This is a genomic window from Pseudoclavibacter terrae (genome assembly GCF_008831075.1).
In the GTDB taxonomy this organism is placed as follows: Bacteria; Actinomycetota; Actinomycetes; order Actinomycetales; family Microbacteriaceae; genus Pseudoclavibacter; species Pseudoclavibacter terrae.
On sequence record NZ_WBJX01000008.1, the window covers coordinates 22,387 to 36,319 of the forward strand.

9 protein-coding genes and 1 pseudogene are annotated in these 13,933 nt (G+C 62.7%); 8 read left to right on the plus strand and 2 right to left on the minus strand.

What is annotated here, in order from left to right; translation table 11 throughout:
* The first annotated feature begins 188 nt into the window (after positions 1–188).
* The 3 genes from F8O03_RS17580 (at position 189) to F8O03_RS17590 (ending at position 3,312) form a co-directional block, all read left to right on the plus strand.
* The gene (locus tag F8O03_RS17580; RefSeq protein WP_151425040.1) at positions 189–2,033 is read left to right on the plus strand and encodes a hypothetical protein; all 1,845 of its coding nucleotides are present in this window, start codon (positions 189–191) and stop codon (positions 2,031–2,033) included.
* A gap of 154 nt (positions 2,034–2,187) precedes the next feature.
* Complete coding sequence (locus F8O03_RS17585; protein WP_151425041.1) at positions 2,188–2,391, plus strand: hypothetical protein; 204 nt, start codon at positions 2,188–2,190, stop codon at positions 2,389–2,391.
* Between the two features lie 204 nt (positions 2,392–2,595).
* Complete coding sequence (locus F8O03_RS17590) at positions 2,596–3,312, plus strand: Abi family protein (RefSeq protein WP_151425042.1); 717 nt, start codon at positions 2,596–2,598, stop codon at positions 3,310–3,312.
* Between the two features lie 219 nt (positions 3,313–3,531).
* On the opposite strand, the pseudogene F8O03_RS17595 reads toward F8O03_RS17590, so the two are convergent.
* Positions 3,532–4,113 (minus strand): annotated as a pseudogene (locus tag F8O03_RS17595) (recombinase family protein); the annotation flags it as partial.
* A 243-nt stretch (positions 4,114–4,356) separates the two neighbouring features.
* Between F8O03_RS17595 and F8O03_RS18595 the strand changes: the two are divergent.
* The 5 genes from F8O03_RS18595 to F8O03_RS17620 all read left to right on the plus strand — a co-directional run bounded on the left by F8O03_RS18595 (position 4,357) and on the right by F8O03_RS17620 (position 13,262).
* Positions 4,357–4,548, plus strand: a complete 192-nt coding sequence (locus F8O03_RS18595; protein WP_151425043.1) for a substrate-binding domain-containing protein — start codon at positions 4,357–4,359, stop codon at positions 4,546–4,548.
* Between the two features lie 172 nt (positions 4,549–4,720).
* Entirely contained in the window at positions 4,721–5,317 is a 597-nt protein-coding gene (locus F8O03_RS18600) for a TetR/AcrR family transcriptional regulator (RefSeq protein WP_425280962.1), read from the plus strand.
* 272 nt (positions 5,318–5,589) lie between these two features.
* A complete protein-coding gene (locus tag F8O03_RS17610; protein ID WP_167516631.1) occupies positions 5,590–8,793 on the plus strand; it encodes a glycosyl hydrolase in 3,204 nt (1,067 codons plus the stop codon).
* A 258-nt stretch (positions 8,794–9,051) separates the two neighbouring features.
* Entirely contained in the window at positions 9,052–12,627 is a 3,576-nt protein-coding gene (locus tag F8O03_RS17615; RefSeq protein WP_151425045.1) for a glycosyl hydrolase, read from the plus strand.
* 152 nt (positions 12,628–12,779) lie between these two features.
* Positions 12,780–13,262, plus strand: coding sequence for an acetyltransferase (locus tag F8O03_RS17620; RefSeq protein ID WP_244296365.1), 483 nt, complete (start codon positions 12,780–12,782; stop codon positions 13,260–13,262).
* Here F8O03_RS17620 and F8O03_RS18605 read toward each other — a convergent pair.
* Positions 13,163–13,717 (minus strand): transposase, encoded by a 555-nt coding sequence (locus F8O03_RS18605; protein ID WP_425280963.1) that lies wholly within the window; start codon positions 13,715–13,717, stop codon positions 13,163–13,165. The genes F8O03_RS17620 and F8O03_RS18605 overlap by 100 nt on opposite strands.
* Positions 13,718–13,933: the final 216 nt, after the last annotated feature.

Genomic DNA, 13,933 nt, shown 5'->3' on the forward strand with positions numbered 1-13,933 from the left:
CTTCGTAGTACCCACTCCGAGGAGGAGGTGCCCTCATAGTACCTAAAACTGTCTCGTTTGTCCCTGTGCTCGCGCTTCGGCGTGCCCATGAGGGTGTTCCGGCCGCTCCGAGCGGGTGGGAGCTGGCTCGGGCGTTGAGCCCGCGGCCGCGGATCCGCGTCGCCGATCGCCTCGCCGATGGTGATGTTTTGAACGGCTACAGCCGCGATATTTCGGTGTTCGCAGAGCAGCCGCAGACCCCGTGGGCGATGTATCTGGCAAATGAGGCCGGCACATACCGGTTCCTCTGTTTCGATCTGGATGCGTCACGTGGGAATTCGCCGTACGACGCGAGTCGGCTTGCGTTCTGGCTGACTGAGCTGGGTATCGATCACGTGGTCACGAAGTCCGGGCCGAACGACGGGCGCCACGTTTGGCTCGCTCTCGAGACTGAAACTGACGCGAGCACCGTGCGTGAGCTCGCGCAGCTCGCCGCACAGTTGCTGCCCTCGCTGGATCCCACACCTCTGACAAACCCACGAACTGGGTGCGTGCGTCCACCCGGATCGCCACACCGTAGGGGTGGCTCTTCGCTGCCGAACGGCCCGCTCGATGTGCTCCTCGATCCGTCTGTCACGGTCGACCAGGTGCGTGAACTGCGGGCGTTCTTCATCGATGCCGGCGCTGAGATCCTCGCCCCGGTGACGGCGCTCACGAAGGGCATGGCCGTCGACGCTGACGGGCACCCGCACATCGCCGGCACCAAGCGCGCACTGAGCGCGCGCGTGCGCCAGGTGCTCGATACTCCCCCAACCGATGACGCCTCCTACGCACTCGTGACGGTCCTCGCGGGCTGCGCGAACGCCCGCTGGACGCTCACGGACGTGCGAGAGCTCGTCGACGAGACACCAGCGTTCGAGCACGTACGTACCCAACGCCACAAGCACGGCCACCGTATCCTTCGCACTCAGCAGGGTCGGGAACGCACGCTCGTGTCCGCGTGGCGACACGCGGTCACGTACGTTGCGGCGAACCCCTCCACCAACGACGGCACCGACGAAGGATTCCTCGCCCGTTGCGCGACCACTGTCGCTGCCATCGACGCTGCTCAGGCGCGCGCGGACGCGATGCCAGGGCTCTGGGGCGCCGACCGTGCCTCATCCGCGCAACGCTCCAGGACGGGAACGCACAGCACGCGTGCCGTGCTTGATGCACTCTGCCTGTATATGGCCCAGGCCGCGCAGCTCACTGTCGAGGCTGACGTGCGTCGCATCTCGGCGGACACGGGCTATGGCCGCACCACCGTGCACGATGCACTCCGCCGGCTTGCCGCCCCGGCCGATCCGGCTGCGCCGGAGACGGCCTGGATCGTTCGAGACGGCGCCCCCGAGGGTGCGCACGCCCAGCGGTACCGACTCTCCCGGAGGTTCTCCACAGAAGAAGACCACCGTAACCGGACACAAGTGCTTGCACGCCCCGGCGCACCCCTCCCCCTCCAAGCCCGCACACAGCACATCGCTCACCTCGCGGCACGTCTCACTGCACTGGCACACGACGTGTTCGCCGCACCTCACAGCTTGGGGAGAATCGCGGGTTTGGTTTTCAAACACATTGGTGCAGGCTCAGTCCTTACCTTCGACGAGCTCATCATCGCGACTGGCCTCGACGCTGCTCGGGTTCGTAAAGCCTTGCAGCGCCTGCACGGCATTGGACTGGTGGAGCGAACCGCCTACGGCTGGATTCGAGGGGATCATGTCACCATGGATGCTGCTGCCCAGGTTCTCCAAGTCTTTGGGCATCTCGAGCTCCGTCGAACCAGGTACACGGACGAACGGCACTGCTGGGCATGGTGGCAGGCGGAAGTGCAGTGGATGTCGAGGCGAGGGAAACGTCGACGTCGGCGCCGCTCCCCCACTGCAGTGCAGCTGCTGACGGTGAGCGACAGACCGGATTACCCGAGATACCCGAGGAGTGCGGGTCGCGGCGATCACCGGGCCGCCTTGGCACTTGTTCGCGCCGGGATTACTGAAGCGTCTGTCCAGCGAGTTGCGTGAGCGTGCGCGAGCTTCATCGAGATGAGAGGGCTGTTGACCTGGCTCGCCAAGAACGAGGTTCGCGCAACAGCGTGTTGCGCGAACCGTCTCAGGCTCGTGAGCTCCAGGTGAGCTTGCGTTTCGGATTGTCGGGGGCGGGTGCGAAACTGTGCTCGTGGCAGATTCTCTGAAGTACATCGTGACCCTCGACCTGTCGGACGATGACCGGTACGCAATTCTGGTCAACGCGCTCCAGGACTACGCCAACGATGCCCTCAACAGTGCTCAAGACTCGGTCAACACCACCGCGGAGCGCGACCACTTTCAGCAAATTGCCTTCACTGCCCAGAACCTCCTTGATGAAATCCAGAGCACTTGAGCCTCCTCCGCGACTCGTCGCACGGGGTGGAGAGATCGGTCAGAAGATCCCTCCCCGGCCGCAACTGGAGCGAGTTGCTGGTGCGCAACGGGAACAACACCTCCTCGACAAACAAGAAACCCCCACCATTCCTGGTGAGGGTTTCCGGGGTAGTAACGTCGGTCCAAGCCCGACGCTCGCTGCTTAAAAGCTATCCTTCGTAGCGTGACAAGTCAACCGCTCGGGGATCTGCTTGGCGCTGCGCGGCTCGCGACGTATATGAACGCGGCTACCGGCGACGCGCAGCGGGCGCTCGACCTGTATCTGTGGGCAACGGAGCTCTCTGGAGCCCTGCACGCGCAATTGTCGTTCGTCGAGGTCGCAGTCAGAAACGCTATTGACCCGCAGCTCGCAAGCTGGAACGTGACACAGAACAAGGGCTCCGACTGGACTGCACCCGGGCAAGCTGCGCAGCTGCTCTATGACGTTGTGGGGAAACCACTCAGTCAAGCTCGAGACTTCGCGAGCAAAGAAGCCAATAGTCGTGGACCTCACCACACTCGAGCTGCCCACGGTGTGACGCACGACGACGTTCTCGCCCAGCTCATGTTCGGTACCTGGGTGAAAATCATCACCCCCATCAGCCGCACCGAATCCTCGACCAAACAGATTCAACTTTGGAGTGCCGCGGTCCATCGCGCGTTCCCGAACACAGGAGCTGACGACGCCAGTCGCGTTGCCGTTGGGCAGCAGCTTGAGACTCTGCGGCGGTTGCGGAACCGTGTCGCCCATCACGACAATCTGCTCCACATCCAGCCAGCACGCCGCTTCAACGACATGCTGTCTCTGCTCGCCAAAATTGATAGGAGCTACCCCGCGATCGCGGCTGCACGCAGCTCACTTCGACGCCTGCAGAAGGAGGACCCCCGTAAAAGCTGGTAGCGAAGCCGCTACCAGCGTTCAGTCAACGTTATTGTCGGCTTCGGCCACGCGTACTCACATCAAAGCTCGACGAGGCGCCTTCGGAGTCATCGCGCGGAGCAACAATTCCGAGGTTTGCCCCTGGGGCTAGAGCCGTTCGATGGGCATCGTGAGACCAGGTAGTGCCGGCGGATGCGTCCCCTCGGCTACCTCCGGGGCATCGACAGTGACAACGACAGGCGTCACCGCTTGCAGGCGGCGGTAAAGGGTTGCACGCGAGACACCAAGGTTGCGGGCCACCTCAACAACCGGCACGTCGGCCGCAATCAAATGGGCAGCGCTCTGAAGTTGGCTCACGGTGATCTTGCGAGGCCGACCGCCAAGGTCAGCTCCGGCTGCTCTGCGCTTGCTGACTGAGTCCAGAACACGTTCGCGTTTGATTTCGAGCTCCATCTGCGCGAGAGCCGCCATGACGGTGAAGACCATGGACCCCATCGGCGTCGACGTGCCCACGTCTCCCCCGCCCAAGTTCAGGACCCGAAGTGCGACTCCTTCGTTGCGGAGCTCTTCGGCGAGCGTGAGCATGTTGCCCGTCGAGCGCCCGAGGCGGTCAAGCGTTGTCACCACGAAGGTGTCGTCACGCTCGAGCGCCCGCAGTGCCTCGTCGAGTGCGGTGCGGGAATCGTTCGCGCCCGACGCTCCCCGATCGACGTAGAGGTCATCGGCTCGGACGCCGGCGGCGCGCAGATCGATTTCTTGCCGGTCGGTGTCCTGGTGTCGGGTCGAGACGCGTGCCTAGCCGATGAGCTTGGCAGCGCGCAGTGCCTACTGCCTGCGAAGTCGGATAGGTAGCAGAGTTCGAGTCCTTGTAGTGCTCGAATGCCGCATGATCCATGTCACCACCACCGATGCCACGTTCACCGAGCCGGTCCCCGTGGAGGCGGCTGCGCGGCACCGTCGTGGACGAGGCAGTGCAGTCTGTTCGCCGGGAGAGCTGCGTGAGGTAGGTGTTCCAACAGCGCGGATCGAGGAGCACTCAGGGTCGCTTGGGGCCCTCGAGCTCTTGTGGTCGGAGCTGCGGGGCGGTTAGGGCTCAAGGCTCCAGAAGAACGGGCGGTCCTGGGGAGGGACAATTCACCTATTGCGAGCGTCTTCATCTCGCCCATCACAACCGTCCACGTCGATGACGAGAGGCTCGGCCGCTATTTCGCTCCTTTGGCATTGAGTGTTGCAAGCGGAACGAGCGCTACCGAGTAGGCCACGTCCCTGCAGGTCATATTGCGCATTCGCGAAACAAGCTGAGACTGCCTGTCCTTAACTGGTAAAGATCGTCCATGCCAGCGAGACAACATGGTACCGATGGGCTTCGGACGTAGGGCGGCTGCCGGTGCTACGGTCGGGAAGCGTGACGAGTCTCGAGCACATTTCAGTGCCACCGCGCACCGGTCGCCCCTCGGCAGTCCGTGCTGCTGACGTTCTCGAGGCCGCTCTCGCGATCTGGACAACGGAGGGTTACCACCAAACTGGGTGGCGGGAAATCTCAGACGCGACTGGCCTCAGTATCCGCACGCTGATTCGCCATTTTCACACTCGGGCTGACGTGCTCATGCACGGTGTCCCCGAATCGACGGCCCGTTTTCGCAATGCCCTTGCCGCGATACCCGAATCGGCACCACTGCACGGCGCGCTTCGTGTTGGAGTGATGGACTCCTTGCCTCATGACCCCCTGCATATGTCGCTCGCGGCCAGGAGTAGTCGACTCGTGGATTCAGTGCCCGAGCTGTCCGCGGCAGCGCATCGAGCCTATGTGCCGTGGCGGGAGCTCATCGTGTCCAGAGCGAGCGCCTGCATGCCAGATGCGCCCGGGGCTGTGCACCAGGCAATCGCTTCGGCGTACCAAACCGCCACGCTCACCGCGCTCGCCGAGAGCGAGCTAAAGGTATCGGAAGGGGCCCAGCGAGCATCGGTCGAGGTGGCATTGTCGTGGCTCGACCCGAACCGGCTTAGTTCGAGCTCTGACTGCTAGGGGTTCGAAAGTTGCCCGTTGACACGATTCAAACTGCCCGGTAATTTCACTTTTGTCACCTGGTGCCATAACAATCCTTGCTCGATGCTGAGTTGGGACCTCGTTGCCTCGTAAGCACCATCCCGTCGGACCCCTGGTCTCGCAGGTCGATGAAGTCATCGCTGAGATCGGTTGTCTCGCCCCGAAAGGTCAGCGTGCCACTCTCACCCTCCCCTTCCGGCTCACGCCGGACGAAACTCAGGGCGCCCGCCCTAACTGTCGCCACTAGCGCAGTGCTCGGTCTCGCCCTCTGTGCCCCGCTCGGGGTCGCTTCCGCATCCGCAACACCAACGACTCCTGCCCCCGTAGCGGACTCGTTTGCGGCACAGTTCGCCGCACCGGGCGCCGAGTTCCTCCCCTCCAATCGGTATTGGGTTGCCTCCGGGACTGGGTCCCCCGCTCAGATTCGCGCGGATATCGAGGCGCAAGCCGCGAACGGTATCGGACGCATCACCTACAACGACCTCGTGCTTGCGCAAGGGTTCGACCCGGGGAAGGCATTCGGCTCGGATGCGTGGTCGGCAAAGTTCCGCGAGGCGCTCCGCGCTGGACTCGACAACCACGTGCAGGTCGACGCGCTCATCGCGCCAGGATGGTCGGCCGGGTCTAACCGGGTTACTCCCGACACCGATGGTTCCGCCAAGACTTTGGGGCTCGGACAGAGCGTGCCGATTCCCGCAGGTGGGACATTCTCGGGTGGTCTGCCCCTGTCGGAGCTCGATCCAGCCGCGACGAAGCGTGACCTCCAGGGTCTCCTCGCCGTCCGTTGCGACGGCCCCTGCGACGCCGAGACGGTCATGCTCGACCGAAGCTCAGTCGTAGATCTGACCGGCACGGTTGAGGACGTTGGGGACGATGGCTCAGGTAGCGGTCTCACTGTCAAGTGGACGGCACCTGCCGAACCCGCCGATGGGAACTGGCTGCTTCTTGCCTACTACAGCCAGGGCAGCGGGTTGAAGCCAACGGCCGGCCTCGATGCGGCTTTCCGCGGAACTGTGCTTGTTGATCACTACGGTGCGGCCGGTGCGCAGTCACTGATCGACACCTGGGATCAGGAAGTACTGGATGACGAGCTGCGCGGCCTTCTTGCGCAGAATGCGGGTTCGATGTGGCTCGACTCGGTCGAATTGACCGAGGCATCGAACTGGACGCCGACCCTGCTCGAGGACTTTCAAGCTCGCCGAGGCTACTCCTTGGTTGAAGGACTCCCCACGATTTCCCTCGAGGAATCAAAATTCGAATACTCAGATGGCTCTGGAGAGCGGTTCCGTTCTGACTGGATGACAACGATGAGTGAAAATTTCCAGTCGAATCACCTCGCTCCGCTCAAGACCTGGGCAAACGGGTTAGGCATGACGCTCCGGTACCAGACCTACAGCTCCAGCGGACCGGCGGCCTTCTACCCGACCGATGCATGGCAAGCCGTCGATATTCCCGAGTCGGAGTCCCATGATTCGAGAGCAGTTGCTTCAGCTGCAGCGCTCAACGGAGTCAACGTGCTGCCGACCGAATGCTGTGCTTTTATCGACTTCGGCGAAAGCTCATGGCGCCAGAAGTGGCCCGACATGCTCTACCGCCTCAACCAAACACTCTCGACTGGGTCGACGCTCGTCGAATTCCACGGCTTTCCTGAGCAGAACGACGGCAGCGAGCTCAGCTTCTTCATCGCACCCAACGCTTGGCCGGGCTGGACCCCCTTCTCCCCCACGACTGGCATCGCCGAGGCTTGGGACACTCGCCAGCCCTCCTGGACCGACCAGAAGTCCATCAACGAATACCTGGGCCGCTCGCAGTTCGTTCTGCGCCAGGGGACGCTGAACAGCGACTTCGCGGTCTATTCGACCGACGTCAACCCCATGGGTGAGGGGCCGCTCGGTGACGAACCGGCCGGCGCCGGATACAGCTGGGGGTACCTCGGAGACGCGGACCTTGCCGAGCTGTCCGTCCGTGAGGGGGTACTCGCAAGCGACGGACCTGCGTACCGGTCGCTTGTCCTCAACAACCAGGACACGCTTTCGCTGGCTTCGGCCGACACGCTCATCGAGTACGCGAACGCGGGCCTGCCGGTCATCGTGATCGGCGACGCACCATCCCGGGCGGTCTCCACATCAGGCGCTGTCGCCCAGGATGCTGAACTCGCGGAAAAGATGAGCGAGCTCCTGGCCCTGCCGAATGTGACCTCCACCGCTGGCACTTCCACGCTGTCCGGAGCGCTCATCGACGCTGGGGTCCCAGCCGCTGCCAGCGTTGAAGGATCCTCTAAGCTCCAGATTCTGCACCGTACCGACAACGGGCAGGACTACTACTTCCTGTTCAACGCCGCTGAGGAGCCGGTCACGACGAGCGTCGACTTCACTGGAACCGGAAGCGCCTACGAGCTCGACCCGTGGAGCGGAGAAGTAGCTGTCGCACCGCTGCAGCAGGGTGGGGATGGTCGTGTGGCAGTTCCCGTCGAGCTCGCGCCGGGTGAGACGTCCATCGTCGTCGTCGCGGAGGACCCAGCGTCACTCGGTTTCCCAGATGCTCCAACTGATCCGTTCGTCTCAGCCAACGCACCGCTCTTTGTGGAGGGTGGCACCGTGTATGCGAAATCCACTGGTGTCGACGACATTGTTGCCGTCACTGCAGGGGGACTCGACACTGTCGAGCCAGGCGTAGCCGCTCAACCTCCTGTCCGCATGGATAGCTGGGAGCTGTCGGTGGAGGCCTGGGGCAAGGGGGCGGATGGTCTAACGACTGAGAAGACGATGCTTGAGACGATCCCTGTCATCGCGGATGGTGAAGGTCATCTGCCAGATTGGCAGCAGCTCCCCGGACTTGAGAACGTCTCGGGGGTCGGCGTTTATCGCACAACGGTCACGCTTGCTGCCGATTGGGGTGCTGAGGATGGGGCCATGATCGAACTCGGGCCGAACTTCCACACGCGGACCCTGACTATCAATGGAACTCCAGTTCAGCTGAACCAGTCTACGACGCAAGTCGACGTGCGCGAGGCGCTGCGGCCGGGTGAGAACTCGATCGAGATTCGGGTCACGACAACTCTGCGCAACGCGATTCTCGACCAGTCCCCCAGTCAGGCCGGCGGTACCGGAACCGAGAAGCAGAACTATGGAGTCACCGGTCCTGTCTCTCTGGCCCCATATGTTGCTGTGGAACTCGCTGCGCCGACTGTGACACCGGAGCCGACGCCTGAACCAACCGGTGCCCCAGGGACAACCCCGCAGCCAACTGACGGTGCCGAACCAACACCGGTTCCCACTGATAGTTCACAGCCCTCTCCGGGTGGAAACGGTTCGCAAGGTGGAGACGCATCGGGTGGTGACCTCGCGACGACTGGCGCGACGATCACCTGGCGCCTCGTCGCAGCGGCGGCGTTCCTTGTGATCGCTGGCCTCGTGATGCGGGTTCTGCGTCGACGGACCCACGCCGCCGAATAGCAGCTCGGTTCAATCACGACCCGCTGGGAACCAGCATCTGCTGGCTCCCAGCGGGTACCGCCTGGAGAGGCTGCGTTCGTCGCCGCATCCGAATCTCCATAGGTGGTATCAGGGACACACCGACGTCCTGATTCTCGCCTCAACTCACGACACAGCTGCCGCCGTCCTTGGTGGCACCACGAAAGGAACACGAACGTGTCGAAGAAATCGTTAGCGGGATTCACCACCGCCTGTCTAGGAGCAGCTTTGCTGACTGGCATGCTTCCTCCGGTTGCTCAGTCGGCGCCATATGCGCCTGCTTCCCCCGGCGAGGGCATAAGTTTCGCTCAGCAGTTCGCGTCTCCTGCCATGGAGGACAAGCCCAAGATGCGGTGGTGGGTGCCGAATGCGCTCATGACCGAGGCAGAGATCTCACGCGAGATTGAATCCATGGTCGCCGGCGGGTTCGGGGGCGCCGAGATCGTCTCCTTCGCGAAGACGGATCCGAACGGGGCCGAAGTCTCCTGGGGATCGCAGCGTTGGAAGGAGCTCACCAAGCACATGCTCCACGTCGCCGGGGAGCACGACTTCTCGATCGACTTCACTCTTACGGCCGGCTGGCCACTCAACCTTCCATCGATCACTGACGTGAACGACCCCAGTCAAGGCGCTCAGCTCGAAGTCGATAGCGCCAGGGTCGAAGGCATCACCCAATCGGCTCCCTACGCCGGGCTCGTACCTGCGCCCGCGTTCAGCGAGGAAGCGGGGACCCCGACTCTCATCGCGGTCACCGCCGCAAAATACGCGGATGCGGAGAGCAAGACCCTCGACTACTCCACAGCGATCTCCCTCGACCTCGACGAGGTCACCTTCGCAGATCCATCTACCAACCCGACTGAAGCAACGGTTGCGTTCACCCCACAGGGCGATGGGGAATACGTGCTCTTCGGCTGGTGGGAGTACCCGTCCGGGAACCAGGCGCACGGGAACTATGAGATCGACCACTACGGGAAAGCGGGCTCGCAAGCCCTCATTGACTTCTGGGAAGACGAACTCATCCCCTACTACGGAGACGATTGGCAGAACGTCGGTGACCTTTTCAGCGACTCCCTCGAATTCGAGACGCATCTCGACTGGACCCAGGATCTCCTCACGGGATTCGAGGCTGAGCACGGATACGACCTCACTCCCTACCTCCCTGGCCTATACGAAGCCGCATCCGTCGGCAACTACTCGGCACAGCCGAACCCGGACTTCCAGTTCGATCAGAACAGCGAGCAGATCAAGAATGACTACTACGGGTACCTGACGCACCTGTACGTCGAGAACCACCTCAAACCGCTCAACGAGTTCACCGCCCGGAACGGGGTGCAGTTGCGCGTGCAGCCGGCCTACGGCAAGAATCTCGACACGCTCGAGAGCGCCCTCCACGTCGACATCCCTGAGACCGAATCCCTGTATGGCGATGACATCATCGATTTCTACCGGATTCAAGCCGGGGCGGTGCACCTTGGCGGCAAGAACATCTACTCGATCGAGACCGCCCCGGAAGAGCACCTCAAGCTGACGTACGGCGACGTGAACATCGACATCCGTCGAGGCAACGGTGAAGAAGACTCTGGCAAGAACCAGCAGACCTGGGACGACATGCGCTGGCACGTGCAGCGAGCCTTCTCCGGCGGCGTCAACCAGATCGTCTTTCACGGTTACTCCTACAACGGACAGTACGACGGAGACAGCGCCATCAATGGGTTCGCCACCGAGGTTGCCTGGCCAGGGTGGGAGGCCATGAATTACTCCAACAACTGGGGCGAACGCTCCCCGAACTGGCAGCACGCCGCCGACTCCGCCACCTGGATCGCCCGCAACCAGCACGTCCTCCGCCAGGGCGAGGCCAAGATCGACGTCGCCGTCTACGCGCTCAGATACTGGGAGAACATCGACATCGCGAACCGAACCAAGGACTATGACGACGGAGGTCTCCTCGAGCAGAGCGGCTACACCTACGACTTCGTCGCCCCGTCGGGCTTCGCGCTGGACAACGCCACCGTCGAGGACGGGCGCCTGGACGCGAATGGCCCCGCATACAAGGCCGTCGTCGTTGACAACGAGACGACCATCGCCGCTGAGACCCTTGATCGATTCGTCGAATACGCCGAAAGCGGTTTGCCGATTATCTTCGTCGGTTCCATTCCCACACAGGGTGCCCACACCGCAGACGGCGATATCACCGATCGGATGTCGAAGCTGCTCAGTTTCTCGAGCGTCCAGCAGGTTCCGGACAACGCGAGCGTGCCGGCGGCACTCGCATCGGCGGAGATCTTCGCGGATGCCACCTACGCCAACCGGTCGACGTTATTGAGCTCTCACCGGCAGACTCCGGACGCCGAGCTGTACCAGCTCTATAACTACGGTGACGCAGACACCTACCCTGACGCCAAGACCGTGGAAGACGTCAGAACCACCGTGACCCTCCAGGGAGCAGGCCGCCCCTACCTCCTGGACGCGTGGACTGGCGAGATCAAGCCCATCGCCGAGTTCCGAAGCGATGGGGAATCCGTCACGATGGAGCTGACCGTCGGCGGGAACGACTCCGTCATCGTCGCGCTCGCTGAAAATGGCTGGGCAAACGCAGCGGCAGCGGCCAGCGCCTCCGTACCGGAGACCGACCTCCGCGTCGAGTACGACGACGCAGGGAATCTGATCGCGAAGGCCATCGAAGCCGGATCGGTACCAGTCACCCTCGACGATGGCACATCCGTCTCGGCCGTATTCGACGCGGTTCCGGCTGCATCTGTCCTTGAGCCCTGGAAGCTGAACGTCGAGAGCTGGACCCCAGGTTCGACACCGGGTGAGTCCGCCCGAGAACAGGTCGAGGTTGGCGCGCTCGATGAGCTGCTGCCGTGGCGGGAGATCCCAGGGCTGGAAACTGCTTCAGGAATCGGCACCTACTCGACCGAGTTCGACCTCGACAGCGGATGGGCGGATGGCGTCGGCGCGATGCTCGACTTAGGCGAAGTCACCGACACCTACCGCCTCACCGTCAACGGAACGACACTGACCACGAATCAGAACGACACGACGCTCGACATCGGCCCCTACCTCGTCGAGGGCCGGAATCAGCTCAGCGTGGAAGTCGCGTCAACACTCTTCAACGCCTGGATTGCCGAATACCAGCTCGACAAGAAGCCATCCGACTACGGACTCCTCGGCCCCGTCACCCTGACGCCGTACCGGTGGACCCAGCTCGCGGGGACGACCCTGGGCACTGCACAGATTGGCGACTGGGTTTGGCATGACCAGAACGGCGACGGTCGCCAAGATGCAGGAGAGCCAGGAATCCCCGGAGTTGTACTCTCCATCACCGGCAACGACGGTAACCCTGTCGCGGACGCCGATGGTCGAGTCATCGAGCCTGCCACAACAGACGAGCATGGAAAGTACCAGTTCAACGTCCCACTACTGCGTGCCGATGCGCAGTACAACGTGAGCATTGACCAGACTGCGTCGGCAGAGGCGCTACGAGGCTTGGTGCCGACCATCGAAGGGGTTGGAGATCCTGATGGTGACTCCTCTACCGGCACCGCAGAAACGGGTGACCTGAGTAGCGATAGCGCGCACGACCTAACGCTCGACTTCGGGTTCACGGAGGAGTCGACATCATCAACACCTCCGAACATTCCGAGTGGTGACCATGACACTGGTGGAAGCTCCGGTGATGACGGCGTGCAAGGCGGGCCGCTTGCGACCACGGGCGCATCAGTGAGCGCGGTCTTAATCCTGGCCGCGATCATCGCCCTGGCTGCGGGCTTGCTGCTGCGTCGGAGGAGAAACGTGAACCGAACCGCGGAGTAATTTCCTGACGTTGCGGGGCAGACTGTCAAACGCAGTCTGCCCCGCAATCGTCGGTACGGACGATCGCACTGAGAAAAATCGGATCTGCCCAGGGCGCGTTGCTAAACAGCCGACCGCTGCGTATGCGTCTGTCATCGCTCTGGGATGATGGGATGATGATGTCTTCACGAGGGGAATCCACCGTGCCTGCTCTGTGTCTTCGGCCGTCAGCCGGGGCTGCAGAGTATCCAGCGCTCGTTGAGATCTGGCGCAGCGCGGTTGATGCGACGCACGACTTCCTCGCGGATGCTCATCGCGACGAGATCGAAAGCCGTTTGCAGTCTGACTACTTCCCGGCTGTGACTCTTTCGGTCGCAGAGATTGATGGTGAACCGGTGGGATTCTCCGGTGTTCTCGACAGTAATCTGGAGATGTTGTTCGTTGCTGCGACGCGACGCGGAGTTGGAATCGGCACGGCGCTTCTCAGCCATGCAATCACGGAGCACGGCGTCACCAAGGTGGATGTCAACGAACAGAACGTGTCGGCTGCAGCCTTCTACGCCCACCGAGGATTCGAGGTCGTTGGTCGCAGCGAGACGGATGAGGCGGGTCGGCCATACCCGTTGCTCCATATGAAGCTCAACGAGCCGTCCTGACCCCCGTATCCGCCACCCCTGCAAGAGGCTCTCCTGGCCGAACTACAGCCATTGGAGCGTCGCAGCGAGGCACACTCCCGCCTGAGGGCCGTTTTGTCTGAGCCCATCGCGATGCCGCGCCACTGCTTGAGCTTGTTAAAGCACCGATCGACGACGTTGCGGCCACGGTACCGTGTGCGTTGATCCTCGCCGAAATTGATTGGGCGGCCGGATTTCTTGCGTCGGTGCGCGATCAGATCGTCCGGTTCGGGAATTGTCACGGCGATGCCGTGCTGCCGGAGCCAGGCCCAGTTCGCTTTCGACGGGGACCTCTTGTCGGCAATCACCCGATCCGTTCGGGTCCGTGGCCGGCCCGGACCGACGGGTACCCGGTTTTGCTCGAGTGCTGCGACCATCATCCTGGTGTCTGCGGCCTGTCCAGGTGTGAGGATGAACGCGAGCGCGCGCCAGATGATTCTTCGCCGTCAATCCGCTGCGGGAACGACCAATCTCGTGGTCGGGTGGCTCGTCAGCGAACTTCTTGTTGATCGATAGAGCCCCCTGTGCCCCGCGGTAACGTTGCGCCGTGCTGATGCACGCGCACGATCGTGGACTCGATCAACGCCACCCAGTCCAGGTCGCCCGACTGCTGTGCAAGAGTCTGAGTTTACTCCAGCACGCGCGCCCAGAAC

Bases quoted from the DNA above. Each gene is read 5' to 3' on its own strand.
- F8O03_RS17620 (WP_244296365.1), top strand. From the start codon at position 12,780: ATGATGATGTCTTCACGAGGGGAATCCACCGTGCCTGCTCTGTGTCTT.
- F8O03_RS17615 (WP_151425045.1), top strand. From the start codon at position 9,052: ATGCTTCCTCCGGTTGCTCAGTCGGCGCCATATGCGCCTGCTTCCCCC.